Origin of the sequence: Tsuneonella dongtanensis (genome assembly GCF_001698205.1) — a bacterium.
GTDB classification, from domain to species: domain Bacteria; phylum Pseudomonadota; class Alphaproteobacteria; order Sphingomonadales; family Sphingomonadaceae; genus Tsuneonella; species Tsuneonella dongtanensis.
Genome location: NZ_CP016591.1, coordinates 1,053,447 through 1,076,688, shown reverse-complemented (window position 1 = coordinate 1,076,688; position 23,242 = coordinate 1,053,447). Strand labels below are relative to the sequence as shown.

The following is a 23,242-nucleotide window of genomic DNA, read 5'->3' as shown; positions in this document are numbered from 1 at the left end:
AGGCAACTGCGGGTAAGCACCCGGCCGTGAGGCCGCTGTCCACATAACGCCAGTTGCGCGACCACCACGATTTCCGCCGTAGTGGCCGCTCAGCCGGACGCTCCTTGGACATGCGGCCCTTGGCCATCGATCCCCCTCGCCGAAAGTATCGCTTCCGACGATACCATCACAGCGTCCGCTCGCGCTCCTCGACCTCGAACACCTCGAGCTGGTCACCCGGCTTGATGTCGTTGGTGTCGGCCAGCACGACGCCGCACTCGAGGCCTGCACGGACCTCGTCGACGTCGTCCTTGAAGCGGCGCAGCGACTGGATGGTCGTTGCCGAGACGATGACGTCCTCGCGCGTGAGCCGGGCGAACAGGCCCTTGCGGATCGCACCCTCGACCACCAGCAGGCCGGCGGCCTTGTCGCGCTTGCCCGCTGGGAACACCTGCTTGACCTCGGCACGGCCGAGCACGTTCTCGATCTTGAGCGGGCCGAGCACGCCGGCCATCTCCTTCGCGACATCGTCGGTCAGGTGATAGATGACGTCGTAATACATCATCCGCACCTTGTCGCGCGACACCAGTTCGCGGGCCTTGGGATTGGGGCGCACGCCGAAGCCGATGATCGGCGCGTTGGATGCATTGGCCAGCACGACGTCGCTTTCGGTAATTGCACCGACGCCCGCGTGCAGCACGCGCACCTTGATCTCGTCGTTCGAGATGTTGTGCAGCGCGTTGACGATGGCCTCCGCCGAACCCTTCACGTCGGCCTTCACCACCACCGGCCATTCGACGACGTCGCTCTTGAGATTCGAGAACATCGTGTCGAAGTTGGTGGGAGCGAGCGCAGTGCGCTTTTCGGTCGCCTTGGCCTGACGGAACGCGGCGACCTCGCGAGCGCGCTGTTCGTTCTCCACCACCGTCAGCTGGTCGCCCGCATCCGGAACGCCGCCGAGGCCCAGGACCTCGACCGGCACCGCGGGGCCAGCTTCCTTGACCTGCTGGCCCTTGTCGTTGACCAGCGCGCGCACACGGCCGCTCTCGGTGCCGACGACGAAGGTGTCGCCGCGCTTGAGCGTGCCGCGGGTGACGAGCACCGTCGCGACCGGGCCGCGGCCCTTGTCGAGCTGCGCCTCGACCACGACCGCCTCGGCGTCGCGGTCGGGATTGGCCTTCAGCTCGAGCAGTTCGGCCTGAAGCAAAATTTTCTCGACCAGTTCGTCGAGCCCGGCCTTCGTCTTGGCCGACACCTCGACGTCCTGCACGTCGCCCGACATGCCTTCGACGATGACCTCGTGCTCGAGCAGGCGCTCGCGGATCTTCTGCGCGTTGTACTCGTCGCGGTCGGACTTGGTGATCGCGACGATCATCGGCACGCCCGCGGCCTTCGTGTGATTGATAGCCTCGATCGTCTGCGGCATGATCCCGTCGTCGCCCGCGACCACCAGGATCACGATGTCCGTGACGTTGGCGCCGCGCATGCGCATCTCGGTGAACGCGGCGTGGCCGGGCGTGTCGAGGAAAGTGACCTTGTCGCCGCCCTTCGTCTGGATCTGGTAGGCGCCGATGTGCTGGGTGATTCCTCCGGCCTCGCCCTTGACCACGTCGGTCCCACGCAGCGCATCGAGCAGGCTCGTCTTGCCGTGGTCGACGTGGCCCATGATCGTGACCACCGGCGGACGCGGCTTGAGGGTGTCTTCCGGGTCCTGGTCCTCGGCCGAAACGATGTCGACGTCGCTTTCGGACACGCGCTGGATGTTGTGGCCGAATTCCTCGACCAGCAGTTCGGCGGTGTCCTGGTCGATCGACTGGTTGACCGTGACCATCATGCCCATGTTGAACAGCGCCTTCACCAGGTCGGCGCCCTTCTCGGCCATGCGGTTGGCAAGTTCCTGCACCGTGATCGCTTCGGGCACGACGACGTCGCGCACCTGCTTCTCGCGCTTCTGCGCGGGGCCACCGTGGAGACGGCGTTCCTTCTCGCGCGCCCGCTTGAGCGCTGCGAGGCTGCGGGCACGGCGGCCTTCGTCCTCGTTGAGAGCGCGGGTGACGGTCAGCTTGCCCGAGCGACGGTCGCCGCCCCCGCCCCGTTCGGGGCTGGGCGCACCGCGCTTTTCTTCCTTCTTCTTCGGCTCAGGCTTCTTGATTTCGGGCCGGGCTACGGGCGTGAAGCGGCGCGCGGCCGGTGCCGGGGTCGCACTGCCCTGGTCGGTCGCTTCGGAAGCGTCGGCCTCTTGCGCTTCAGGCTCGGCCGCAGGCGGCGGCGGCGGCGGCGGAGCCTTGGCGGCTTCGGCCTCTGCCTCGCGATTGGCTTCCGCGCGACGCTTCTCTTCTTCGAGCGCAGCGGCGCGTTCGGCCGCTTCGCGCTCGGTCTGCTCGGCGAGCGCGGCGAGGCGCGCCTCTTCGGCCTCGCGCTGGAGGCGGGCGACGCGCTCCTGCGGGGTCTCGCTCGGAGGCGCGGCCTTCTTCTTGGGCGCAGCCGCAGCGGGCGGCGGAGGAGGAGGGGGCGGCGGCGGAGGCGGGGGCGGCGGCGGCGCTTCGCCCGGCTTCAAAAGCTTGCGACGCTGCTTCACCTCGACCACGACCTTGTTAGTGCGGCCGTGGCTGAAAGTCTGCTTGACCTCGCCGGCGTCGACCGAGCGCTTGAGGCCAAGCGGCTTGCGTTCGCGCGGGGTGTCGGTGGTGTCGCTCATAAAACTCAGTCCAGTCCTTCGATCAATCGTCCAGCGCGGCAGGCGTGCGCCTGTCGCCTTCGGGAGCGGCTTCTTCACCGCCGAGGAAATGCATCAGGCGCCCGAGCGCGAGAGACACCCGCGCGGCAGCGGCCGGGTCGGCCAGCGCCATGTGGACGACGTTGTCGCGGCCCATTGCCACAGACAAAGCCGCGCGGTCCAGTGGCAAGGTCGTGCCGGTAGCGCCCGACCCTTCGATATCGTTGCCCACGCGCCACGCCTGGTCGAGCTTGCGGCTGCCGTCGGCGCTCGCGTCGCTCGCGTGGAGCAGCAGTTCGACCGCTCCCCCGCGTGCATGTTCGGCGATCCGGTCCGACCCCAATATGAGGTGCCCAGCGCGCAATTCGAGTCCCAGCCGGTCGAGCAACGCCCTGCGAAGGCCATCCTCGATACGGTCAGCAAGGTCGTCGGGCACGGTCAGCGCCGCACCCTTGAACGCGCGCGCCAGTGCGCCCTTCAGCTTACCCTTGGCCATTGCGGCCTCGAGATCGGCCCGCGAAACACCCAGCCACGCGCCGCGGCCAGGTGCTTTCGCGTGGATGTCGGGCAGGACCTGGCCGTCGGGCGAGATCGCCAACCGCACGAGCTGCGCGCGCGCGCCATGGTCCCCGGAGAGGATGCACTTGCGCTCCGGCTCCGCCTTGCGGGGCCGCGGCGCATCAGCGATGTCGGGCGTCAGGCGCTCATTGTTCGGAGTCCGCATGCGCGGCCTCCTCGGTTGCAGGCTCTTCGTCCTCGAACCAGTGCGCACGCGCGGCCATGATGATCTCGTTGCCCTGCTCTTCGCTCAGGCCGTACTCGCCGAGCACCCCGCCCTTGTCCTCGGGCTTCGGGCGGTCGCTGCGGAGGCGCGGGCCGTCGGTCGGCGCCTGGCGGCGGCGCGGAGCCTCGCGCTTCTTGGCGATGAGTTCGTCGGTCGCAAGGTCGGCGAGGTCGTCGAGCGTCTTGATCCCGGCCTTGCCGAGCGTGACGAGCATCGCTTCGGTGAGGTGCGGGATTTCCGCCAGCGCGTCTTCCACGCCGAGGCCCTGACGCTCGGCGCGATAGGCCGCTTCCTGCCGGTCGAGCGCTTCCTTGGCGCGGCTCTGGAGTTCCTCGGCAAGCTCCTCGTCGAAGCCCTCGATCGTGGCGAGTTCTTCAAGCTCGACGTAGGCGACTTCCTCGAGCTCGGCGAAGCCTTCGGCCACGAGAAGCTGCGACAGCGTCTCGTCGACGTCGAGCTCTTCCTCGAACATCTTGGAGCGCTCCGCGAATTCACGGCTGCGCTTCTCCGAGGCTTCCTCTTCAGTCATGATGTCGATCTGGTGGCCGGTGAGCTGGCTGGCGAGCCGCACGTTCTGGCCACGGCGGCCGATCGCGAGGCTGAGCTGGTCGTCGGGCACCACGACCTCGATCCGGCCGTCCTCCTCGTCGAGCACGACGCGGCTGACAGTGGCGGGCTGGAGCGCGTTCACGACGAAAGTCGCGGTATCCTCGCTCCACGGAATGATGTCGATCTTCTCGCCCTGCAGTTCCTGCACGACGGCCTGCACGCGGCTGCCCTTCATGCCGACGCAGGCGCCGACCGGGTCGATCGAGCTGTCGCGGCTGATCACGCCGATCTTGGCGCGGCTGCCCGGGTCGCGCGCGGCGGCCTGGATGGTGATGATGCCGTCGTAGATTTCAGGCACTTCCTGCGCGAACAGCTTCTTCATGAAGTCCGGGTGCGCGCGGGACAGGAAGATCTGCGGGCCGCGGTTGTTGCGCTCCACCTTGGTGATGAGCGCACGCACGCGCTCACCCGGGCGAGCGGCTTCGCGCGGGATCTGCTGGTCGCGGCGGATCACGCCCTCGGCACGGCCGAGGTTGACGATGACGTGGCCGAATTCGACCGACTTGATGACGCCGGTGATGACTTCGCCGGCGCGGTCTTTGAATTCCTCGAACTGGCGCTCGCGCTCGGCATCGCGGACCTTCTGGAAGATCACCTGCTTGGCGCTCTGCGCGTCGATGCGGCCAAGGTCGACCGGGGGCAGCGGGTCGACGATGTAGTCACCCACCTTGGCGTCGGCCTGCAGCTTAGCGGCCTGCTCCAGGTTCACCTGCTTGAAGTAGTCGTCGACCTCTTCCACGACTTCGACGACGCGCCACAGGCGCAGGTCGCCGGTCATCGGATCGAGCTTCGCGCGGATGTCGTTCTCGTTGCCGTAGCGTGCGCGGGCGGCCTTCTGGATCGCCTCTTCCATCGCCTCGATGACGATCGCCTTGTCGATCATCTTTTCCGAGGCGACCGAGTTGGCGATCGCGAGCAGTTCTGCCTTGTTGGCGGAAATCGAACTGGCCATGGGGTCTTACTCTTCCTCTGCTTCGAGTATCTCTTCCTCGGCACCAGTGGTGTCGAGCGGTCTGGTCGCGGCGATCAGCGCGTCGGTGAGGACGAGTTGCGCCGAATGAATCTGGTCGCGCGGCACGGTCACGTCCCCCGCCTTGCGGTCGGTGATGGTGACCTGCTCGCCGTCGATGCCCTTGAGGTCGCCCTTGAGCACGCGCTGGCCCCCAAACTGGTCAACGTAACCCTTGTCCATGACGATCCGCGCCTCGTGCCCCGCCCAGTTCGCGAAATCCTTCGCGCGGGTGAGCGGACGGTCGATGCCTGGGCTCGACACCTCGAGGTGGTAGGCCCCCTCGATCAGCACCTCCCCCGCTTCCTCGCGCGCGTCCATCATGTCGCTGATGCGGCGCGAGAGCGCGGCACACTGGTCGATGATCAGCTGTCCCGTTGCTGGGTCCTCGGCCATGACCTGCAGCGCCTCGCCGCCGTCGCCGGCTTCCGACGGCATCATCTTGACCCGCACGAGATCGAGCCCGAGCGCTTGCGCTTCGGGTTCGATCAGTTCGGTCAGGCGGGCGATGTCGGCCACTCGGTCTCCAGTTTCGGTCGGCAAAGGAGTTCGGTGCCGACCCCTTGCGGCGCCAGCCCTTCAATCTCGCGATGTCGGGATGACCGGCCAGATAGGCGCGTGGCCAATCAAACGCAATAGCTGGCATTCCGTTCGCGTGTGATCGCGGAGCCATCGCGAACGCCCTGGCCGGATCGCCGGGCGAAGCACCCGGCAGCGTCATTGCAGTCAACGTGGTCTCGCGGCGCTTCATGCGTGCCCGCGCAGGATATTCGGTGAGGACGGGGTTATGCCCGCCGCCCCACCTATACGCCTGTATACGCTCGCGTGATTTCCCGGGAAAGTGTGGGGAGAAAGTGGGCGTGACTGTGCGTAACGATGGGATCCATGTCTGTGCGCTTGATGCTGGTGATCAGCACCATGACCTCGGGCGGCCCTGAATAGATCTTGGGATTCGCCGCCTTGTAGAGCGGCCCTTTCTTGTCCCGTGCGGCATTCTTCAGTCCGATCGCCTGGCTTGCCGCGAAACTTCCTATCTCCAAGCCGTCCTTGATATACCCGGCCACCTCGCTGAGAGCGACATGTCCCTGGGCAAAGCCAGTCGCCCCTATGACGAACCGTTGCAACTCGCGCTGAAAGGGGGAGGAATTGGAATTGAATGGGAAGACGTAAACATAATACGGGACATGGACCTTGTCGTCGACGGTCGCCTCGCGGGTGATCTGGTCCATCCCGCCACCGTACTCCGATTCAACGAAATCCTCGATCGCCATCCCGGGCCGGATGCCGCAGACGATGCGTATATTCGCCAGCTTCCCCATCTGCGACAAGACGGCGTTCAGCACTGCGCCTGTCTTGTAGCCGCCGCCCGTGAGAGTGCCTTTCCCATGGAAGACGATGTCCTTGATCATCACGTTGTGGTCGCCGGCGGGAAGCGGGCCGGACTTGGTGCGGCCAGCAATGTAGTTGTTCGTGCCGCTGCCGCGGGCCACACCGGGGAGCGCACCCGCCTGCTCCGATTTCACCCAGCCATACTTGACTGCAATTGACATCCCGTCCTCCTGGGCTGCAGAATCACAGCACACTCAAAAGGCTATTTTTCAGGAGCTTATGCCGCTGAACGACGGGGCGTCAACATTCATTTTGCTGCGGTCAATCAACCTCTGCAAGCCCGTGTTTCTTGATGCAGTGCCTCAGCTGGTCGTATGTGAGCCCCAGCGCTTTCGCTGTCTGGCGCTGGTTCCAGCGGTGGCGTCCGAGCGCGTGTTCGACGATCGAGCGTTCATGGGCGTCGACTGCGGCGCGCAGGTCCTCGATAGAGTCGTAATCGGCGGCAGTAGGAATGGATGGCGTCGTCGAGGGATCGGACGCGGTGGGCGCAGGCGAAGCAGCCGGCTTCCACGGGCTTTCGAATGGATCGAACACCACGTGTGCGATGGGCTGTTCGGGATCGCCCCAGCGATAGACCGCACGTTCGATGACGTTTCGTAGCTCGCGCACGTTGCCGGGCCAGAGATAGTCGTGAAGTTGTTCGCGCACATGGTCGGCAAAACCGGGCCACTTCTCCCAGCGAAGCTCGCTCGCCATGCGGCGGCCGAAGAACTCTGCTAGGACCGTGACGTCGCCCTCGCGCACGCGCAGCGGCGGCAGGGTGATCACCTCGAAGCTCAGCCGGTCGAGGAGGTCCGCGCGGAAGCGGCCCTGCTCGGCGAGCCGCGGCAAATCCTCGTTGGTCGCCGCGACTATCCGCACGTCCACCCGGATCGGGCGGTTAGAGCCGATCCGGGCCACCTCGCCGTATTCGACCGCGCGCAACAGGCGTTCCTGCGCCTGCATCGAAAGCGTGGCGAGTTCGTCGAGGAATAGCGTCCCGCCGTTCGCTTCCTCGAAGCGACCCGCCCGGGCCCTGGTTGCGCCCGTGAACGCACCGGCCTCGTGCCCGAAGAGTTCCGCTTCGATCAGCGTTTCGGGAAGCGCGGCGCAATTCATCGTGACGAGCGGCTCTTCCCACCTGTTGGACAGGCGATGGAGTCGCTCCGCGATCAGTTCCTTGCCGGTCCCGCGCTCTCCGATCACGAGTACCGGGCGGTCCATCGGCGCGGCCTGGCTCGCGCGATCGACCGCATCGAGAAAGGCGTCCGATTGCCCTATGAATTGGCTTTCCCGTTCCATGCCCACGAAATAGCGGAAATTCCCAACTCTCGGCAACGGAAACCATCATGCCGTTCGTCGAAATCTTGCATCCATCCGTAAATCCGGGTTGGCACGACCCTTGCTGAGAGGTGAACATCATTCACCGGGAGGTTTTTCTCATGTTCGACCGCCGCTTTCTGCAGACCCCTCTCGGCCTCGCCGCCATGGCGAGCGTTGCCGCGATGGCGCTGTTCGTTGCGCTGAGCGCGCAGATCCAGGCGACGCCGGCCTACGCGTCCAGCGGTCCTGTCTTCACCACGGAACTGGCATGAACAAGCCGACCTCCTCGGACGGCATTGGTAACGACCCCCTAGGGCCGGAGCCCGGCGACACCCCCCTGCGCGGAAATCAGTCCTCCCGCGCCGCCGACGCTCCGGCCCGTCCCCACCCGTTCGCGCGCAGCTCCCGGCTCGACGAGGAAGTCGAGCGCCTGCGTCGCAGCCCTACGCCCACCCAGTCCGCCGAACAGCGCGACATCGCCAACTACGGAGTTGCCTTCATGGGTATTTTCAGCCGCACCCGGGACATCATCGCGGCCAATTTCAACGACATGCTCGACAAGGCGGACGACCCGACGAAGATGATCCGCATGATCATCCTCGAGATGGAGGAAACCCTGGTGGAGGTGCGCGCGTCGGCCGCGCGGACCATCGCCGACCAGAAGGAGATGCACCGGCATACGGTCAAGCTCGAGCGGCTCCAGGCCGACTGGGCGGAGAAGGCGCAGCTTGCGCTCAGCAAGGACCGCGAGGACCTCGCCCGTGCCGCGCTCGTCGAGAAGAAGAAGGCCGCCGACATGGCCGAGCAGCTCAAGCAGGAAATTGCGGTGCTCGACGACGCCTTGCGCGCCTACGAGCAGGACATCGAGAAGCTGCAGGTGCGCCTGCGCGAGGCGCGCAGCCGCCAGACGGCGATCGCCGCCCGCCTCGAGAGCGCCGAGAACCGCGTCAAGCTGCGCAGCCTGATGACCAACGAGCGGACCGACGAGGCGCTCGCCCGCTTCGACCAGCTCGAGCGCCGGGTCGACTATGCCGAGGGCCGCGCAGACGCGCTTTCGATCGCCGACGGTACCGGCAAGCCGACGCTCGCGGACGAGATCGCCGCGCTGGCCGGAAAGGACCAGATCGACGACGAGCTCGCCGAGATGAAGCGGGCACTGGGCATGGACACTGAAAACAACACCAAGGAGGACTGATCAGTGGACGTCGATTTTGCGATCGGAATGATAGCGATCTTCATCGGATTGCCATGGATCATCCTGCACTACATCACCCGGTGGAAGACCGCCGCCACGATCACCACGGATGACGAGGCTTTGCTCGAGGAGCTTTATGGCCTCGCCAAACGGCTCGACGAGCGGATGAATACCGTGGAGCGCCTGGTCGCCAGCGACCATGACGATTTCCGGCCGGCCCGCCTTACCCACGACCGCGAGATCGACGAGGCGCCGCTGCGCGAACTCGACCGCCTGCTGGCCGAAAAGAAGGGAGCTTCGAAGTGAACAGCCCACGCACCACGCTCTACCGCGACAAGCAGAACGCCAAGCTGATGGGCGTCTGCTCGGGGATCGCCGACTACACAGGCGTCAACGTGATGTGGGTCCGGCTGGTCTTCCTGCTGCTGCTCATCACCGTCGCGCCGATCCTGTTGCCGATGTATTTCATCGCCGGATTACTTCTCAACAAGAAGCCGCCGCACCTCTACGTCGACCAGGAAGAGACGAAGTACTGGCAGCGCGTGCGCCAGAGCCCGAAGCGGACCGCCCGCGAAATCCGCGGCAAGTTCCGCGAGATAGACCGCCGCCTGGCCGACGTGGAAACCTATTACGTCACCAGCAATCCGCGCCTCAACGCCGAGATCGAACGGCTGCGCTGACACCGAAGCTCAAGGGGAGTTCAACCAATGGACGCAGGTGCGATCGGTGCCCTGATACCGATCTTTGCCCTGTCGATCCCGATCATCGCGATCTGGACACGGCACAAGACGAAGATCGCCGAGATGCAGGTACACACCACCGCCGACGCGACGGCAGAACGGGCCGCTCAGTATGCCAGCCAGGTGCAGGCGCTCGAAGAGCGGGTCCGCGTGCTCGAACGCATCGTGACCGACAAGGGATACGATGTCGCCAGGCAGATCGAGGCCCTGCGCGACCAGCGCCGGGTCGACGAGAGCGACAGCGGCGTCTCGATCGAGAGCCTGCGCAAGGAGCGGGTGTGATGGAGAAGCTCGCGATCCTGGAAGTGCTCGCACCGATGCTCGCCGTCGGCGTGGTCGCGATGAGCATCGGCTGGGTGGCCACCACGTGGCTGCGGGTGAAGAACGGCTATCCGCTCGACGGCGCCTGGGGCCAGGCGGTCTATCCGAAGACCGACAGCGAGGCGAAGGAGCGGATCAAGCTGCTTTCGCAGGAGAACGCCCAGCTGCGCGCCGAGATCGGATCGATGAAGGACCGCCTCGCAACCGTCGAGCGGATCGTCACGGACAGCGGCTATCACCTGACTCACGACATCGAACGGCTGCGTGACCGGGCGGAGAAAGTGCAATGAGTTTCTGGACCGCATTCGTCGTGACGGTCGCGATCATCGCATTCACCGCGATGCGCATCGTTCGCTACAACACCGAAGGCAGCCGCAGGACGCTGGCCCGTCCTCCCTCGGACGACGGAGACAAGGTCGCGCTGCGTCGCGAGGTCGAGGACCTGCGTGAGCGCATCAAGGTGCTCGAGCGGATCACCACCGAAACCAACACCACCGCCGCCCTCGAGACGCGCCGCGTCGCGGACGAGATTGAGGCGCTGCGCGACCGCGAACATTCGTAACGGCCATTGGTTCAAGGGAGGACCTGACCATGATGAGCGACCAGATCGTCACCGCCGCCGCATCGCTCACGGCCATCTCCATCGTCGCCTTCGCCATGCTGCGCGGGTGGCATGGATGGCTGACGCTGAAGGAGCATGAGCTCGACCGCGCGACATCGGGCAAGGCGCCCGAACGCGAAGTGGATACCGGCAGCGCGCTCGGTGCAGCGAGGATCGAGCTGAGCGACCTCAAGGAGCGCATCAAGAAGCTAGAGGCAATCGCCAGCGGAGTCGACCCATGAGCAATGCCGCCAACAACGCCGCGCAGGCGGGAATAGGTCTCGGGAGCGCAATCGCCGTCGCGATCTCGTGGTCGCTGCACAAGTCGATCCTGTGGGCCGCCATCCAAGGGTTCTTTGGCTGGTTCTACGTGATCTACTACGCCTTCACCCGCCCGGGCGGCTTGTCGGGCTGAGCCCCCTTCCGCTAGAGGCGCGCGAAATGCGCAGCCTTCAAGACATCGCCGAGGAATACGATTTCCTCGATACCGACGACCGCTATCGGCTCCTGATCGAGCTCGGCCGTGAGCTCGAGCCCATGCCCGATGCGCTCAAGACCGACGCGACCCTTGTGCGCGGATGCTCGGCGGCGGTCTGGGTCTATCCGACCGGCGATACCGAGCGGCTGCACTTCCTGGCCGACAGCAATGCCGCGATCACCAAGGGCATCGTCGCGCTGGTGATCGCCGCGGTGCAGGACAAGCCGGCGCGCGAAGTCGCCGCAATGGACGTGGCGGAGGCGCTGGCCCCGTTCGACCTCAAGAACCAGCTCAGCAGCAACCGGACCCAGGGCGTGCCCAACATGATCGCGCTGGTACGCGATCACGCGGCGAGGATCGCAGCCGGCTAGGCGCGCAAGTCGTCGGGAATGGGGGCCAGGCGCGGTCCGGCGTCCCGGAAATGACGCAGGTCGAGGAAACGCGACAGGAACGGCATGTCCGGGTTGGCAATACGCGCGGGCGTCCGGCCGGCGAACATGCGGATCTCGCGGATCATGTGCGGCTGGTCGTAGAAGTGGTCCTGGATCGCGGCGAAATCCTCGTCGGAAAGATCCGGGCGCGACAGGAGCACCGCCGCGCGCAATGCCCGGTACTTGCGGATGAGCGTTCGCGGCGCGAGCCCGAAGTAACGCTCGGTCAGACGCTGGACCTGCCTCACCCCTATCCGGAACGGGCCACGAGATCGTCGAGCGATGGCGAGAGCGACCCGGCGATCCATTCCGCAACGATACGAATGAACGCGACGTGCCGGGGCGGCAGGGGACGCGCCGCCGCAGCCATTCCGCGCGCGAGCATGGCGGCCTTGTCGGCGTCGGAGAGCCGCTCGTAATCCTCGATGATCCCGGCGCAAGCCTCTGCCAGGGGACGCGGAACGATGTCGGCACCTGCGCAAACCTTGTTGCCATGCGCCTCGGCCGACAGCCCGGTAAGGCTTGCCCAGCCAACCGGGCTCAGCATCGCGCCGAACGCGTCCCACGGCCCGTCCATTTCGAGGGCCGTCGCGTCCGAGGTCGGCGTGACCAGGGTGAACGGCGGCCCCTGTTCGACCCGCCCGTCGAGGAACCGTAGGGTGCCCGAGCCCTTGCCGAGCAATATCAGGATGCCGATCGACGAAGGCTGCACGTCCCGGATGTGCGGCTCGTCACAGCGAACCCGGTAGAATGTCGTCGCCAGCCCCGCCGCTTCTTCAGGTGGTACGATAAGTTCCATCCGGACGAGGTCTTTCCGCGTCAGACGCGGTTCGTCCGATGCTTCGGCGGCAGGAAAGTCCGTCAGGTCGCGACCCATCGGTCGGATTTCTTCCCGATCGCGAGCGGCGAGTCCAGTCGTTTGCGCGCCTAGGCTCCCACGCTCTCGCGTACGACCGCGATGCCCGCCTCGCGCTGGCGCTTCAGCTCGGCCTTGAGCTTGGCAGGGTCACGCGCGAAGACGAACCCGAAGCTCACCCCGCCTTCCTTGCCGATCGTCGCGTGGTGCAGCTTGTGAGCCTGCACCAGCCGCTTGGCATAGCCGCGCTTGGGCACCCAGCGGAACCAGCGCTGATGGACCAGTCCGTCATGTACCAGGGTGTAGATGATCCCGTAGGCCAGCACGCCGAGACCGATCCAGGTGCCCGGCCACCAGGCGTCCACGCCCATGATCATCGGGCTGCCGATCGCGAACATCGAGATGCTCATGGCTGCGCCCACGAGGGCATACAGGTCGTTCTTCTCGAGGAAGCCGTCGTGCGGTTCGTGATGGTCGCGATGCCACGCCCAGCCGAACCCGTGCATCACATACTTGTGGCTCGACCACGCGACGAATTCCATCGCCAGCACGGTGAGCACAACGATCAGGGTCGGAAGCAGCCAGTCCATCGGTGGCGAGTATAGGTCAGTCGCCGGGGAAAAAGAACCGCGCGATTTCCTCGGTGATGCGCGCGGGGCGCAGAGTTCCGGCATCGACGCAGCACCAGCTGGAACTGACTTCCGCGAGAACCTCCTCGCCGCGCTGGATGACCGTGCGATAGAACGCCCGCGCGCCATGGATCTTTTCGAGAACCGTGCTGGCGATCACGTCGTCTTCGAGGAATGCCGGCCGCCGGTAGGTGATCTCATGCTTCAGTGCGACCCACAGCCGCTCCGCGACGGCTTCGGCCGGGGCGAGCTTCTGCCAGTGCGCCAGGACCGCGTCCTGCACCCAGCCGAGATAGCGCGCGTTATTCACGTGCCCCATGAAATCGATGTCCCCGGGAACGATGCGAATCGGGAAATGGAACGGCGCTGCTGCTGACATGCTTGTCAGTTAAGCACGAATGCATTGCTTTTCCATGACCAATCGCACCGGGGGTCTTGGGAGCGGCCAAGTTTTCCCATCTTGTCCGGACCGCGACGGGGCGCATAGCCCGTTCGCATGGCCAGCCGACCCCGCACGCTCTACGAAAAGATCTGGGACGCGCACGTCGTCGAAACCCGCGACGACGGTACCGCGCTCATCTACATCGACCGGCACCTCGTCCACGAAGTGACGAGCCCGCAGGCGTTCGAGGCGCTGCGCGTCGCCGGCCGCCCCGTGCGTCGGCCCGACCTGACCCTTGCCGTCCCCGACCACAACCTGCCGACGACGCCCCGGCTCGATAGCGCCGGTAAGCGTCTTCCCATCGCCGACCCGGAAAGCGCCGCGCAGCTTGCCGCGCTCGAAGCGAACGCCCCGGCCTTCGGCATCCGTTACATCGGCGCGACCGACGCCGCGCAGGGCATCGTCCACGTGGTCGGGCCGGAACAGGGGTTTTCGCTCCCCGGCGCGACGATCGTCTGCGGCGACAGCCACACCGCCGCGCACGGCGGCATCGGCGCGCTCGCCTTCGGCATCGGGACGAGCGAGGTCGAACACGTCCTCGCCACGCAGACGCTGCTGCTGCGCAAGTCGCGGACGATGGAAGTGCGGGTCGATGGCCAGCTCGGCCCCGGCGTTACGCCCAAGGATTTGATCCTCCACATCATCGGCGTCGTCGGGACCGCGGGCGGAACGGGCCACGTGATCGAGTACCGGGGGCCGGTGTTCGAGGCGATGAGCGTCGAGGGCCGGCTAACCGTGTGCAATATGAGCATCGAGGCGGGTGCGCGCGCCGGTCTCATTGCACCCGACGACATCACTTTCGCCTATCTCAAGGGTCGGCCTCTGGCGCCCGAGGGGCAGGACTGGGACCGCGCCGTCGAGTGGTGGCGCTCGCTGGCGACCGATCCCGGCGCGGCATTCGACAAGTCCGTCGTCATCGATGCGTCGGCGGTCGAGCCGACCGTCAGCTGGGGCACCAGCCCCGAGGATGTCGTGCCGATCGGTGGCCGCGTGCCCGCACCGGACAGCTTTGCAGACCCGTCCAAGCAGGATGCCGCGCGGCGCAGCCTCGATTACATGGGACTCGAGCCCGGCCAGCGGATGGTCGACGTGGCAATCGAGAACGTGTTCATCGGCAGCTGCACCAACAGCCGCATCGAGGACTTGCGGGCCGCCGCCGAAGTCCTCCGCGGGCGCCACAAGGCCGATGGCGTCAAGTGGGCGATCGTCGTTCCCGGTTCGGGCCTGGTGAAGGCCCAGGCCGAGGCCGAGGGACTCGACCGCGTGTTCATCGAAGCCGGGCTCGAATGGCGCGAGCCGGGTTGTTCGGCCTGCCTGGGCATGAACCCCGACAAGGTTCCGCCGGGCGAACGCTGCGCCTCGACCAGCAACCGCAACTTCGTTGGCCGTCAGGGTCCCGGATCGCGCACCCATCTCGTCAGCCCCGCGATGGCCGCCGCGGCGGCGGTGACAGGCAGGCTCACCGACGTGCGCGAGCTGGCGAGCTGAGCGTCCGCAAGACCGCCTTCGCGCCCGTCGCCGCCGGCGACGCACGTGTCCTGATCCTTGGCAGCCTGCCGGGCGACGCGTCCCTCGCCGCCGGACGGTATTACGCCCATCCGCAAAACCGCTTCTGGCACCTCGTCGGCCACGTCATCGGCAGCGACGTCTCCCACCTTGCGTACGAGGAGCGACTCGATGCGCTGAAGTCCGCCGGTATTGCCTTGTGGGACACGGTCGCCTCCGCGCGTCGCGAAGGCAGCCTGGATGCGGCCATTCGCGAAGCCAGCCATGCGCCGCTGGCCGATCTTGCAGCGGGGCTGCCGGATCTTCGCGCGGTCGCCTTCAACGGCCGCAAGGCGAGCGCAATCGGGCGGCCGCAACTTGCCGGCAGGGACCTCGCGCTGATCGACCTTCCTTCATCATCGCCTGCCTTCGCGGCGATGCCCCTAGCCGACAAAGAGCGGCTTTGGGCGCGGCTAGCCGATTTCCTGATCTGACCCCTTGCGTGGCCCCGCGCAGCGCCGCATGGATAGGCCCATGACCAAGAAACTCACTGGCAAGGCGATCGCCGCAGGCGCTGCGATCGGGTCCGCCGCCATCGCCGCCGCGCTGCTCTATGCGAACAAGCGCAAGGAAGAGAAGAAACCTCCGGCGCCACCGCAAGCACCTTCGGGCGAGCCCCCGGAAACCGACTGATGGAGCCGCTGCGCGAAGTCGAAGGCCGGGCGATCCCGTTCGGCGCGAAGAACGTCGATACCGACGTGATCATCCCGGCGCACTGGCTCAAGACGATCACCCGCGAGGGCCTCGGCCGGGGTGCTTTCGAGACGGTGCGCGCGAAAGGGGACAGCGTCTTCGACGACCCCGAGTTCGCCGGCGCGCCGATCCTGATCGCGGGCGACAATTTCGGCTGCGGTTCGAGCCGCGAGCATGCCGCCTGGGCCCTGCTCGACATGGGCATACGCGCGGTGATCGCGCCGAGCTTTTCCGACATCTTCGCCAGCAATGCGTTCAAGAACGGCGTCCTCACCGTCGCGCTGCCGCAGGACCAGGTCGACAGGCTGTTGGAGGTTGCACGGACCGATCCGATCGCAATCGACCTCGAGAGCCAGGTCGTGACCACGCCTTTCCAGGATCGCTTCGCGTTCGAGATCGACCCGTTCCGCAAGCATTGCCTGCTCGAAGGGCTCGACGAAGTCGGCCTGACACTCGCGCGCGATGCGGCGATTGGAGAATACGAGACGCGCCAGGCGACACAGATGCCCTGGTTCGCACATGGAACGGAGAAAGCTGCATGAAGGCCTTGCGTTCGCACACGGTCGGTGGACCCGAGACCCTTACCCTCGATGAGGTGGAGGTACCGACCCCCGGGAAAGGGCAGGTGCTCGTCGATGTGAAGGCCTGCGCCATCAACTACCCCGACGGGCTGATCGTACGCGATCTCTACCAGTTCAAGCCCGAGCGGCCCTTCTCTCCCGGGGGCGAGATTGCCGGGGTGATCGAGGCGCTCGGCGAGGGCGTCGAGGGCTGGCAGGTCGGCGACCGCGTGCTCGCGGGGATCGGCAATGGCGGGCTGGCCGAAAAGGTCTGCGTGGCCGCGGGACGGATGTTCAAGGTGCCCGACGGCGTGCCTTTCGAAAAAGCGGCGTCCTTGATGATGACCTACGGCACGACCATCCACGGCCTCAAGGACCGCGGCCATATCAAGCCCGGCGACGTGATGCTGGTGCTCGGCGCTGCGGGCGGTGTGGGCCTGTCGGCCGTCGAGCTCGGCAAGGCGTTCGGCGCGAAGGTCATCGCTGCGGTCTCGAGCGAGGCCAAGGGCGAAGTTGCGCGCCAGGCCGGGGCCGACGAGGTCGTGATCTACCCGCGCGATGCGATGGACAAGGACGCGTCGAAGGAGCTGGCGAACAAGTTCAAGGCAGCCTGCGGGCCCGATGGAGCGAATATCGTCTACGACATCGTCGGCGGGCAGTATTCCGAACCGGCCCTGCGCGCGATCGCGTGGGAAGGGCGCTTCCTGGTGGTCGGCTTTCCCGCCGGCATTCCGAAGATGCCGCTAAACCTGACCCTGCTGAAGAGCTGCGACATCTGCGGCGTGTTCTGGGGCGCCTTCACCGCGCGCGAACCCGAGAAGTTTCGCGCGCAGGCCGACGAGCTGTTCGACCTGATGGCCGCGGGCAAGATCGACCCGCTGATCTCGGAGACATTCCCGCTCGAACGCGGGGGCGAGGCGATTGCCAAGCTCGAAGCGCGTGAGGCAGTCGGCAAGCTCGTCGTCACCATGGATTGAGGACAACGCGATGAAGGCAAGAACCATTCTGCTGGGCGCAGCGACCGCTTGTGCCCTGGCTGCGGCAGGTCATGCGCATGTCCACCCGGCCAAGTCGCTCAAGCCCGACGATCCTGCGCTGCTCGTCGAGGCTCGGCAGGGAGGCATGGCGATGTCGGTTGCCGCGATCGGGGCGATCGGCAGTGGCCTCGAGCGCAAGGCCCCGCCCAAGTCGTATCGCATGGCGGCCATGGGCCTCGCGCATTTCGCGACTTCGCTGCCCGCCCTCTTCGACCAGAAAACCTCGAAAGTGGCCGGGACCGAGGCGAGTCCGGCGATCTGGAGCGATAGCGCCGGATTCGCAGCCCGCATGGCGGAGTATCGCGATGCAACCGGGGCTTTGCTCTCGGCCATCGATGCCAACGACGAGGCGGCTGTCGCGGCCGCCCTTGCCAGCACGAAGGCAGCGTGCAAAGCGTGCCACGATACGTACCAGCTCAAATAGACAGGCAGGATTTCCATGACCGATTTCAGGGATCGCGAGCGCGCCGAGGAAGCCAAGTTCGCGATGGACGAAGACACCGCGTTCCGCGTCGCTGCCAGGCGCAACCGGCTTCTGGGCCACTGGGCCGCGGAGAAGATGGGCCTCACACCCGAAGAAACCGACGCCTATGCCAAGGCAGTGGTCCAGGCCGATTTCGAGGAAGCGGGCGACGAGGACGTCATCCGCAAGGTTCTGGGCGACCTCACCCAGGCTGGATGCGAGATCGACGAGGCCGCGGTGCGTGCCGCCCTCGAGGAGAAGTCGGTCGAGGCGCGCCGCCAGCTGATGAGCGAAAGCTGAGCCCATGCCGATGGCGGCTGCCGATATCGTCGCGATGATCGAGGCCGCGCTTCCGGGCGCGGTCGTCGAGATGCGCGATCTTGCCGGCGACAACGATCATTGGGCGGCGCGAGTGACCGCACCGCAGTTTGCCGGGCTCACGCGGGTGAAGCAGCACAAGCTGGTCTACGATGCCCTCGGTGGACGGATGGGCGGGGAACTCCACGCCTTGCAACTGACGACCGCCGTTCCCAACTGATCATCCATACTCCATTCCAAAGGGAAGGATCGGCCATGTCCGACGTCACCCAGCGTATTGCCGACATCGTCGAAGCCAACGATGTCGTCCTCTTCATGAAGGGCACTCCGCTCTTCCCCCAGTGCGGGTTTTCCAACCGCGCGGTATCGATCCTCGACCATTGCGGCGTGACCTACGAGAGCGTCGACGTGCTGCAGGACATGGAAATCCGCCAGGGCATCAAGTCGTTCAGCGACTGGCCGACGATCCCCCAGCTCTACGTGAAGGGCGAATTCGTCGGCGGCAGCGACATCATGATGGAGATGTTCGAGGCCGGCGAGCTGCAGACGATGTTCGGCGAAAAGGGCGTCGCCTCAGCCAGCTGACTGTTCGGTCCCTCGGGATCCGGAAAAGAAAATCCCGTCCGGCTGGGTAAGGCCGGACGGGTTTTTCGTATGGGATCTTGGTCGGGGAGGCAGAACCGGAGACCGGTGGTCCCGCCTCATGGGAAGACCGTTGGGGTGCCATCTTCTCTGCACAGTCCGTGCCAGATCGGCGGATTCGCGGAAAACCGCGCGTTTCGATGGTTAAGGAAATTAACTCCAGAACCAGTGTGTAAGGAATCCCGACAAGCCAGCGCCGACAATCGGTGTTGGCATGCAACCGATCGCGCGCCACAGTCGGTCCATGAGCGACAGCGAATCCAGACCCACCATCCCCGCTGCCACCGTTGTGGTCTTTCGCCGCGCCAGGGATGAAGGTCCGCCCGAGATTCTGATGACCATCCGCCATACCGCGATGGCATTCGCGGGCGGAATGGCCGTGTTCCCCGGAGGGCGCGTCGACGAAGCAGACCGGGTGCTGGCAGCGCACCTTCCAGGCGACACCGACGAGATCGCCCACCGCATCGCAGCGGTTCGCGAGGCGCTCGAAGAGACCGGGCTTGCGATCGGGATTCGGGAACGGCCCACCGCCGACGAGGTCAGGCGCGCGCGCGAACTCCTGCTGGCTGACGGCAGCCTGGCGCCCGTTCTTGCCGCGATGGGCTGGACACTCGAGCTCGGCAGCGTGGTGCCGTTTGCCCGCTGGCATCCCAAGAACGAGCGGATTCCGCGCATATTCGACACGCGCTTTTACCTCGCCGACCTGGGTACGGGCGCGGTCGAGCTGGAAATCGACGAAACCGAGACGACCCACCTGTTCTGGACAACCGCGCAGGGCGCGCTCGACGCAGCCGACCGCGGCGAGATCGCGCTGATCTTTCCCACCCGCCGCAATCTCGAGCGTCTCGCCCTGTTCGGCACCTTCGCCGAGGCCCGGGACCAGGCCGAGGCGATCCCGGTCAAGACGATCACGCCCTGGATGGAAGAGCGCGACGGCGAGAAATGGCTGATGATACCCGACGACGCCGGATACCCGGTCCCGGGCGAGCCGCTGAGCAGCGCCGCCCGGGCCTGATGCCTCAACGCAGCAAGGCCACCATGATGTCGGCATCGGTCTTGAAGTCGGCCACCCGATAGCCGCGCTCGGCCATTTCCTTCGAATAGTCCTTCTGCGCGTCGTGGAGTTCGCGGTAGTACTCGGCCCACGCCTCGCGGACGTCCTCTTCGTCGGTTGCACGATCGAGGTCGGAGGCCAGTTCGCGCTTCGCCTCGCTGACGTCGGTCTGGTAGTCGAGCCAGTACTTGTTGCTGTCGTTGCTGACCGCGATCGGCAGCATCGAGGCGGCGACGGTGATCTCCGTCTCGGCCTCGACCGACGCATTGGCTTTGCCTTCCGCGGCCGCGATGTAATGCGGCGCTGCGGCGAGCATGACGGCAATCACGATGGTTCCGGTTCGCACGGTATGTTCCTCCTCTGATATCTCGATGAGGAGAAAACGGTCGCGCAGACGAGATTCATCCATGCTCGCCACGTATCATTCGAAAATGGCCGCTAAGGCGAGAAAAAGTCCGGCTTACCTTGATCCCATCGCCTGGCGCCGTTAGCCTTCCCCCCCCACGATCATTCTTCGAGGGGATTTTCATCATGGGTCGCACATTCCGGCAGCCGCTTCGTCGGCTTGCCTTCGCTTCGCTTGCCTTGCGCGCCTCCGCCTTCGCTGTCGCAGGCGCTACCGCACTGGTGTTTCCGGTTGCTGCGCAGGTAGCGCCCGCCAAGTAGCAGCAGGGCGGCGTGCCCGCGTGGGAGATCACCAGCAGCGACCTGCCCGCCGATCCCGCTGTCCGGTTCGGGACCCTGCCCAGCGGCATGCGCTACGCGATCAAGCACCACGAGAACCCCAAGGCCGCGGCCGCGATCCGCATGGCCTTCGACGTGGGCAAGCGCGAAGAGGCCGACGGCGAGATAAACGCCGCGCACTTCGTCGAGTACATGGCCTTCAACGGATCGACCAACATTCCCGAAGGCGAACTCATCAAGCGGCTCGAACGGCTCGGGTTGGCCTTTGGCGCCGACTCCAACGCCGAAACCGATATCGAGCACACGACCTACAAGCTCGACCTGCCGAACCTCAATCCCGAGACCGTCGACGCGGGCTTCACTGTCATGCGCGAGATCGCCTCGGAGCTGACGATCGCGCAGGCCGCGGTCGACCGCGAGCGCGGCATCCTGGTGTCCGAATACAACCAGCGGAATACGCCGCCGCTGCGCCGCCTGCTTGACCTGCTGCAGAAGGGTATCCCCGGTTCGCGGTTCGGTCCGCAACTCGTCGGCGATCCCGACTCCATCCGCGCGATCAGCGCCGAGGGCCTGCGGGCCTATTACAACGGCTATTATCGCCCCGAACGGGCGACGCTGGTCGTGGTCGGCGACGTCGACGTCGATGCGATGGAGGCCGAGATCAAGAAGCGCTTCTCGGGCCGGAAGGGGACCGGCGAAGCCCGCGAGAACTATCTTCCCACGATTGCCGTACCGGCTCAGCCGGTCGTCGCGACCTTTTCCGATCCGTCGATCGCCGAACTGATCCAGTTCGACCGGGTCACCCCGGCGCGTACCGCGACAAACACCGTCGCCGATGTCCGCCGCGACTATCTCGAGGCGATCGCCAACCAGGCGCTCGCCAACCGCTTCAATGCCCTCGCCCGGCAGGACGGCAGCCCGATCATCGGCGGCCAGGCCATGGCGCAGGACCTCGGGCGCAGCGCGCAGGTCGCCACCTTGCTCGTGATCGCCAAGGACGGTGAATGGAAGGCCGCGACCACTATAGGCGAGCAGCAGCTTCGCAGGGCGCGGCAGTACGGTTTCACGGCCAGCGAGATCACCGAAATCAAGGCCAACATCCTCGCCAATCTCAAGAACGCGGCCGAACAGGCCGACGGGCGCAAGAGCAGCGCGATCGCAGACGCACTCACCCGCGCTTCGCTCTCCGACCAGGTACCCCTGGCCCCTGAGACCGCACTTGCCGCATACCAGGCGATCTCGGATTCGATCGATGCCGCTGCGGTCAGCGCCGCTTTCGCCGGCTTGTGGGACGGCGGACCGACCTTGGTCCACGTGTCCACCAAGACCGTCGTCGAAGGCGGAAACCCCGCCATCGCAGCCGCGCTGACGGAAAGCGCGAAGGTCGCGGTCACTGCTCCGGTCGAGGAAGTGACGAAGGCGTTCGCCTATGAAACGTTCGGTCCCGCAGGCAAGGTCGTGGCCGATACCACGATCGCCGACCTCGGCATCCGCACCGTGCGGTTCGCCAACGGCGTCCAGCTCAACATGAAGAAGACCGACTTCGTGCCGGGTCAGGTCCTGTGGCGGGCCGAAATCGGGTCGGGCGCTCGCGTGTTCCCGCAAGGCAAGCCGGGGCTCGACATCGCCGCGGGCATCATGACCCAAAGCGACGGTCTGGGCCAGCACGACCCCGAAGAACTTCGCCGCATCCTTGCCGGCCGCAAGGCATCGACCGGACTTTCGGTCGAAGGCGACGCCATCGTTTCGGCCGGGTCTTCGACCCGCGAGGACATCGGCCTGCAGTTGAAGCTCATCGCCGCGCAGATCACCGATCCCGCATGGCGCGCGACGACCGGCGCGCAGTGGGCCGGCGTTGCGCCGGTTCTCGCCAAGAACATCCTCGGCAACCCGACTCAGCGGTTCGGCTCGGCGCTTTCGACCGTGCTCGCGAGCGGTGACGATCGTGTCGGCCTGGGCGACCCGGCCGCGCTCCCTGCCATCACGATGGACGATGTGCGTGCAGCGCTGACACCGCAGCTCTCCAAGGGCGGAATCGAGATCGGCCTCGTGGGCGACATCGACGAGGCGGCCATGATCGCCGCGGTCGCATCGACGCTGGGCGCACTGTCGGCACGAGGCGAACCGGGGGCGGCATCAGCGCCGGTCAGCCCGCTGGTCTTCCCCGCCGACAGGGCGGTGCGGACGATCCCGCACAACGGCGCCGCAGACCAGGGCCTGATCGGGGTTGCGTGGTCGACCGAAGACGGAAAGGATCACAAGGACACGCTCGAGCGCGAACTTCTCGCCGCGGTGATGCAGCTCCGTTTGACCGACGTGCTGCGCGAGGAACTGGGTGCGAGCTACACCCCGCAGGCGCTGTCCAGTGCATCGCTCACGTTCGACGACTACGGGTTCCTCGTGGCCTTCGCGCCCGCCGAGCCGGCATCGATGGACACCGTGGCCGCTGCGGTGAAGCGTATTGCGGCAGGCCTCATCGCCGCTCCTCCGAGCGAGGATGAAATCCTGCGGGCGCGGCAGCCTATCGTCCAGCGCTGGGACCGCCAGTTGCGCGAGAACAGCGGGTGGTCGAGCCTCGTCACCGAGGCGCAGAGCCGGCCCGAGCTGCTCGACCGGCGCCGCCAGCGGGCTGACGTCATGAACGCGATTACTGCGAAGGACCTGCAGGCAGCCGCGCAGCGGTACCTCGATCCGGCAAAGGCGCTCGAAGTGCGGGCGCTGCCCCAGCCGGCAGCGGGCCAGTAAGCAGCCGCGAATGCCAGGCC

The 23,242-nt window shown here is 66.1% G+C and carries 32 protein-coding genes; 21 read left to right on the top strand and 11 right to left on the bottom strand.

Translation table 11 applies throughout. The features are described 5' to 3' along the window. Nucleotides 1–166: 166 nt before the first annotated feature. From infB to pspF, 6 genes are all read right to left on the bottom strand, one after another. Nucleotides 167–2,677, bottom strand: a complete 2,511-nt coding sequence (gene infB / locus A6F68_RS05120; RefSeq protein WP_067677062.1) for a translation initiation factor IF-2 — start codon at nucleotides 2,675–2,677, stop codon at nucleotides 167–169. Nucleotides 2,678–2,699: 22 nt separating this feature from the next. Further along, the gene (locus A6F68_RS05115; RefSeq protein ID WP_067677060.1) at nucleotides 2,700–3,419 is read right to left on the bottom strand and encodes a DUF448 domain-containing protein; all 720 of its coding nucleotides are present in this window, start codon (nucleotides 3,417–3,419) and stop codon (nucleotides 2,700–2,702) included. Continuing rightward, nucleotides 3,400–5,040 carry a transcription termination factor NusA gene (gene nusA / locus A6F68_RS05110; protein WP_067677058.1) on the bottom strand — a complete coding sequence of 547 codons (1,641 nt, stop codon included), beginning with the start codon at nucleotides 5,038–5,040 and terminating at the stop codon, nucleotides 3,400–3,402. Before nusA ends, A6F68_RS05115 begins: the two co-directional genes overlap by 20 nt. Nucleotides 5,041–5,046: 6 nt before the next feature. Next, nucleotides 5,047–5,616 carry a ribosome maturation protein RimP gene (rimP, locus tag A6F68_RS05105; protein ID WP_067677056.1) on the bottom strand — a complete coding sequence of 190 codons (570 nt, stop codon included), beginning with the start codon at nucleotides 5,614–5,616 and terminating at the stop codon, nucleotides 5,047–5,049. Between the two features lie 284 nt (nucleotides 5,617–5,900). Next, a complete protein-coding gene (locus A6F68_RS05100; RefSeq protein WP_067677054.1) occupies nucleotides 5,901–6,647 on the bottom strand; it encodes a hypothetical protein in 747 nt (248 codons plus the stop codon). A 100-nt stretch (nucleotides 6,648–6,747) separates the two neighbouring features. Then, nucleotides 6,748–7,767, bottom strand: a complete 1,020-nt coding sequence (pspF, locus tag A6F68_RS05095; RefSeq protein ID WP_067677052.1) for a phage shock protein operon transcriptional activator — start codon at nucleotides 7,765–7,767, stop codon at nucleotides 6,748–6,750. Between the two features lie 110 nt (nucleotides 7,768–7,877). Here pspF and A6F68_RS05090 point away from each other — a divergent pair, with 110 nt between their 5' ends. The 10 genes from A6F68_RS05090 to A6F68_RS05050 are packed head-to-tail and all read left to right on the top strand — an operon-like array spanning nucleotide 7,878 to nucleotide 11,494. After that, nucleotides 7,878–8,060, top strand: coding sequence for a hypothetical protein (locus tag A6F68_RS05090; protein WP_067677050.1), 183 nt, complete (start codon nucleotides 7,878–7,880; stop codon nucleotides 8,058–8,060). Then, nucleotides 8,057–8,983 (top strand): phage shock protein PspA, encoded by a 927-nt coding sequence (gene pspA / locus A6F68_RS05085; protein ID WP_335673625.1) that lies wholly within the window; start codon nucleotides 8,057–8,059, stop codon nucleotides 8,981–8,983. Before A6F68_RS05090 ends, pspA begins: the two co-directional genes overlap by 4 nt. Nucleotides 8,984–9,010: 27 nt before the next feature. After that, nucleotides 9,011–9,289: an envelope stress response membrane protein PspB gene (gene pspB / locus A6F68_RS05080; protein ID WP_067682103.1), complete on the top strand. Its 279-nt coding sequence runs from the start codon at nucleotides 9,011–9,013 to the stop codon at nucleotides 9,287–9,289. After that, a complete protein-coding gene (gene pspC / locus A6F68_RS05075; RefSeq protein ID WP_067677048.1) occupies nucleotides 9,286–9,663 on the top strand; it encodes an envelope stress response membrane protein PspC in 378 nt (125 codons plus the stop codon). Before pspB ends, pspC begins: the two co-directional genes overlap by 4 nt. Before the next feature lie 27 nt (nucleotides 9,664–9,690). Next, nucleotides 9,691–10,005: a hypothetical protein gene (locus A6F68_RS05070; protein WP_067677047.1), complete on the top strand. Its 315-nt coding sequence runs from the start codon at nucleotides 9,691–9,693 to the stop codon at nucleotides 10,003–10,005. Further along, on the top strand, nucleotides 10,005–10,334 hold the full coding sequence (locus tag A6F68_RS05065) for a hypothetical protein (RefSeq protein ID WP_067677045.1): 330 nt from the start codon (nucleotides 10,005–10,007) through the stop codon (nucleotides 10,332–10,334). Before A6F68_RS05070 ends, A6F68_RS05065 begins: the two co-directional genes overlap by 1 nt. Further along, nucleotides 10,331–10,606, top strand: coding sequence for a hypothetical protein (locus A6F68_RS05060; protein WP_067677043.1), 276 nt, complete (start codon nucleotides 10,331–10,333; stop codon nucleotides 10,604–10,606). Before A6F68_RS05065 ends, A6F68_RS05060 begins: the two co-directional genes overlap by 4 nt. Before the next feature lie 32 nt (nucleotides 10,607–10,638). Next, a complete protein-coding gene (locus tag A6F68_RS05055) occupies nucleotides 10,639–10,887 on the top strand; it encodes a hypothetical protein (RefSeq protein ID WP_067682096.1) in 249 nt (82 codons plus the stop codon). Further along, nucleotides 10,884–11,060, top strand: a complete 177-nt coding sequence (locus tag A6F68_RS15160) for a hypothetical protein (protein WP_198152682.1) — start codon at nucleotides 10,884–10,886, stop codon at nucleotides 11,058–11,060. The genes A6F68_RS05055 and A6F68_RS15160 overlap by 4 nt, the downstream gene beginning before the upstream one ends. Nucleotides 11,061–11,086: 26 nt before the next feature. Further along, nucleotides 11,087–11,494 carry a SufE family protein gene (locus A6F68_RS05050; RefSeq protein ID WP_067677041.1) on the top strand — a complete coding sequence of 136 codons (408 nt, stop codon included), beginning with the start codon at nucleotides 11,087–11,089 and terminating at the stop codon, nucleotides 11,492–11,494. On the opposite strand, the gene A6F68_RS05045 is transcribed toward A6F68_RS05050, so the two are convergent. From A6F68_RS05045 to A6F68_RS05030, 4 genes are read right to left on the bottom strand one after another with little or no spacing between them, the layout of a single operon-like run. Beyond that, nucleotides 11,491–11,802 (bottom strand): helix-turn-helix domain-containing protein, encoded by a 312-nt coding sequence (locus tag A6F68_RS05045; protein ID WP_067677040.1) that lies wholly within the window; start codon nucleotides 11,800–11,802, stop codon nucleotides 11,491–11,493. The two genes, A6F68_RS05050 and A6F68_RS05045, sit on opposite strands and share 4 nt — an antisense overlap. 2 nt (nucleotides 11,803–11,804) lie before the next feature. Beyond that, complete coding sequence (locus tag A6F68_RS05040; protein WP_067677038.1) at nucleotides 11,805–12,431, bottom strand: hypothetical protein; 627 nt, start codon at nucleotides 12,429–12,431, stop codon at nucleotides 11,805–11,807. A gap of 50 nt (nucleotides 12,432–12,481) precedes the next feature. Beyond that, on the bottom strand, nucleotides 12,482–13,000 hold the full coding sequence (locus A6F68_RS05035; protein WP_067677036.1) for a sterol desaturase family protein: 519 nt from the start codon (nucleotides 12,998–13,000) through the stop codon (nucleotides 12,482–12,484). A 16-nt stretch (nucleotides 13,001–13,016) separates the two neighbouring features. Next, nucleotides 13,017–13,418: an acyl-CoA thioesterase gene (locus tag A6F68_RS05030; protein ID WP_067677034.1), complete on the bottom strand. Its 402-nt coding sequence runs from the start codon at nucleotides 13,416–13,418 to the stop codon at nucleotides 13,017–13,019. A gap of 117 nt (nucleotides 13,419–13,535) precedes the next feature. On the opposite strand from A6F68_RS05030, the gene leuC reads away from it, so the two are divergent. The 10 genes from leuC to A6F68_RS04980 all read left to right on the top strand — a co-directional run bounded on the left by leuC (nucleotide 13,536) and on the right by A6F68_RS04980 (nucleotide 19,754). Continuing rightward, on the top strand, nucleotides 13,536–14,969 hold the full coding sequence (gene leuC / locus A6F68_RS05025) for a 3-isopropylmalate dehydratase large subunit (RefSeq protein WP_067677031.1): 1,434 nt from the start codon (nucleotides 13,536–13,538) through the stop codon (nucleotides 14,967–14,969). Continuing rightward, nucleotides 14,882–15,460 (top strand): DNA-deoxyinosine glycosylase, encoded by a 579-nt coding sequence (locus A6F68_RS05020; RefSeq protein WP_232308241.1) that lies wholly within the window; start codon nucleotides 14,882–14,884, stop codon nucleotides 15,458–15,460. Before leuC ends, A6F68_RS05020 begins: the two co-directional genes overlap by 88 nt. Before the next feature lie 40 nt (nucleotides 15,461–15,500). Next, nucleotides 15,501–15,659, top strand: coding sequence for an isopropylmalate isomerase (locus A6F68_RS05015; RefSeq protein ID WP_067677030.1), 159 nt, complete (start codon nucleotides 15,501–15,503; stop codon nucleotides 15,657–15,659). Beyond that, the gene (gene leuD, locus A6F68_RS05010) at nucleotides 15,659–16,261 is read left to right on the top strand and encodes a 3-isopropylmalate dehydratase small subunit (RefSeq protein ID WP_067677028.1); all 603 of its coding nucleotides are present in this window, start codon (nucleotides 15,659–15,661) and stop codon (nucleotides 16,259–16,261) included. The genes A6F68_RS05015 and leuD overlap by 1 nt, the downstream gene beginning before the upstream one ends. Further along, complete coding sequence (locus A6F68_RS05005) at nucleotides 16,258–17,256, top strand: NADPH:quinone oxidoreductase family protein (RefSeq protein WP_067677025.1); 999 nt, start codon at nucleotides 16,258–16,260, stop codon at nucleotides 17,254–17,256. The genes leuD and A6F68_RS05005 overlap by 4 nt, the downstream gene beginning before the upstream one ends. Before the next feature lie 10 nt (nucleotides 17,257–17,266). Then, nucleotides 17,267–17,740 (top strand): cytochrome c, encoded by a 474-nt coding sequence (locus tag A6F68_RS05000; RefSeq protein ID WP_067677023.1) that lies wholly within the window; start codon nucleotides 17,267–17,269, stop codon nucleotides 17,738–17,740. A 15-nt stretch (nucleotides 17,741–17,755) separates the two neighbouring features. Next, entirely contained in the window at nucleotides 17,756–18,079 is a 324-nt protein-coding gene (locus tag A6F68_RS04995; RefSeq protein ID WP_067677021.1) for a DUF1476 domain-containing protein, read from the top strand. 4 nt (nucleotides 18,080–18,083) lie between these two features. Then, complete coding sequence (locus A6F68_RS04990; RefSeq protein ID WP_067677019.1) at nucleotides 18,084–18,317, top strand: BolA/IbaG family iron-sulfur metabolism protein; 234 nt, start codon at nucleotides 18,084–18,086, stop codon at nucleotides 18,315–18,317. Between the two features lie 35 nt (nucleotides 18,318–18,352). Beyond that, nucleotides 18,353–18,682: a Grx4 family monothiol glutaredoxin gene (grxD, locus tag A6F68_RS04985; RefSeq protein WP_067677017.1), complete on the top strand. Its 330-nt coding sequence runs from the start codon at nucleotides 18,353–18,355 to the stop codon at nucleotides 18,680–18,682. A 301-nt stretch (nucleotides 18,683–18,983) separates the two neighbouring features. After that, nucleotides 18,984–19,754, top strand: a complete 771-nt coding sequence (locus A6F68_RS04980; RefSeq protein ID WP_067677014.1) for an NUDIX hydrolase — start codon at nucleotides 18,984–18,986, stop codon at nucleotides 19,752–19,754. A gap of 4 nt (nucleotides 19,755–19,758) precedes the next feature. Here the strand turns inward: A6F68_RS04980 and A6F68_RS04975 are convergent, their stop codons facing one another. After that, the gene (locus A6F68_RS04975; protein WP_157096660.1) at nucleotides 19,759–20,202 is read right to left on the bottom strand and encodes a hypothetical protein; all 444 of its coding nucleotides are present in this window, start codon (nucleotides 20,200–20,202) and stop codon (nucleotides 19,759–19,761) included. Nucleotides 20,203–20,471: 269 nt separating this feature from the next. Here A6F68_RS04975 and A6F68_RS04970 point away from each other — a divergent pair, with 269 nt between their 5' ends. Continuing rightward, nucleotides 20,472–23,222, top strand: a complete 2,751-nt coding sequence (locus tag A6F68_RS04970) for a M16 family metallopeptidase (RefSeq protein WP_067677012.1) — start codon at nucleotides 20,472–20,474, stop codon at nucleotides 23,220–23,222. The last annotated feature ends 20 nt before the right edge of the window (nucleotides 23,223–23,242 follow it).

Coding starts and splice junctions, on each gene's coding strand:
- infB (WP_067677062.1), bottom strand. CDS start 2,677: ATGAGCGACACCACCGACACCCCGCGCGAACGCAAGCCGCTTGGCCTC.
- A6F68_RS05115 (WP_067677060.1), bottom strand. CDS start 3,419: ATGCGGACTCCGAACAATGAGCGCCTGACGCCCGACATCGCTGATGCG.
- nusA (WP_067677058.1), bottom strand. CDS start 5,040: ATGGCCAGTTCGATTTCCGCCAACAAGGCAGAACTGCTCGCGATCGCC.
- A6F68_RS05100 (WP_067677054.1), bottom strand. CDS start 6,647: ATGTCAATTGCAGTCAAGTATGGCTGGGTGAAATCGGAGCAGGCGGGT.
- pspF (WP_067677052.1), bottom strand. CDS start 7,767: ATGGAACGGGAAAGCCAATTCATAGGGCAATCGGACGCCTTTCTCGAT.
- pspA (WP_335673625.1), top strand. CDS start 8,057: ATGAACAAGCCGACCTCCTCGGACGGCATTGGTAACGACCCCCTAGGG.
- pspB (WP_067682103.1), top strand. CDS start 9,011: ATGATAGCGATCTTCATCGGATTGCCATGGATCATCCTGCACTACATC.
- A6F68_RS05070 (WP_067677047.1), top strand. CDS start 9,691: ATGGACGCAGGTGCGATCGGTGCCCTGATACCGATCTTTGCCCTGTCG.
- A6F68_RS05065 (WP_067677045.1), top strand. CDS start 10,005: ATGGAGAAGCTCGCGATCCTGGAAGTGCTCGCACCGATGCTCGCCGTC.
- A6F68_RS05060 (WP_067677043.1), top strand. CDS start 10,331: ATGAGTTTCTGGACCGCATTCGTCGTGACGGTCGCGATCATCGCATTC.
- A6F68_RS05055 (WP_067682096.1), top strand. CDS start 10,639: ATGAGCGACCAGATCGTCACCGCCGCCGCATCGCTCACGGCCATCTCC.
- A6F68_RS15160 (WP_198152682.1), top strand. CDS start 10,884: ATGAGCAATGCCGCCAACAACGCCGCGCAGGCGGGAATAGGTCTCGGG.
- A6F68_RS05050 (WP_067677041.1), top strand. CDS start 11,087: ATGCGCAGCCTTCAAGACATCGCCGAGGAATACGATTTCCTCGATACC.
- A6F68_RS05040 (WP_067677038.1), bottom strand. CDS start 12,431: ATGGGTCGCGACCTGACGGACTTTCCTGCCGCCGAAGCATCGGACGAA.
- A6F68_RS05035 (WP_067677036.1), bottom strand. CDS start 13,000: ATGGACTGGCTGCTTCCGACCCTGATCGTTGTGCTCACCGTGCTGGCG.
- A6F68_RS05030 (WP_067677034.1), bottom strand. CDS start 13,418: ATGTCAGCAGCAGCGCCGTTCCATTTCCCGATTCGCATCGTTCCCGGG.
- leuC (WP_067677031.1), top strand. CDS start 13,536: ATGGCCAGCCGACCCCGCACGCTCTACGAAAAGATCTGGGACGCGCAC.
- A6F68_RS05015 (WP_067677030.1), top strand. CDS start 15,501: ATGACCAAGAAACTCACTGGCAAGGCGATCGCCGCAGGCGCTGCGATC.
- leuD (WP_067677028.1), top strand. CDS start 15,659: ATGGAGCCGCTGCGCGAAGTCGAAGGCCGGGCGATCCCGTTCGGCGCG.
- A6F68_RS05005 (WP_067677025.1), top strand. CDS start 16,258: ATGAAGGCCTTGCGTTCGCACACGGTCGGTGGACCCGAGACCCTTACC.
- A6F68_RS05000 (WP_067677023.1), top strand. CDS start 17,267: ATGAAGGCAAGAACCATTCTGCTGGGCGCAGCGACCGCTTGTGCCCTG.
- A6F68_RS04995 (WP_067677021.1), top strand. CDS start 17,756: ATGACCGATTTCAGGGATCGCGAGCGCGCCGAGGAAGCCAAGTTCGCG.
- A6F68_RS04990 (WP_067677019.1), top strand. CDS start 18,084: ATGCCGATGGCGGCTGCCGATATCGTCGCGATGATCGAGGCCGCGCTT.
- grxD (WP_067677017.1), top strand. CDS start 18,353: ATGTCCGACGTCACCCAGCGTATTGCCGACATCGTCGAAGCCAACGAT.
- A6F68_RS04980 (WP_067677014.1), top strand. CDS start 18,984: ATGAGCGACAGCGAATCCAGACCCACCATCCCCGCTGCCACCGTTGTG.
- A6F68_RS04975 (WP_157096660.1), bottom strand. CDS start 20,202: ATGGATGAATCTCGTCTGCGCGACCGTTTTCTCCTCATCGAGATATCA.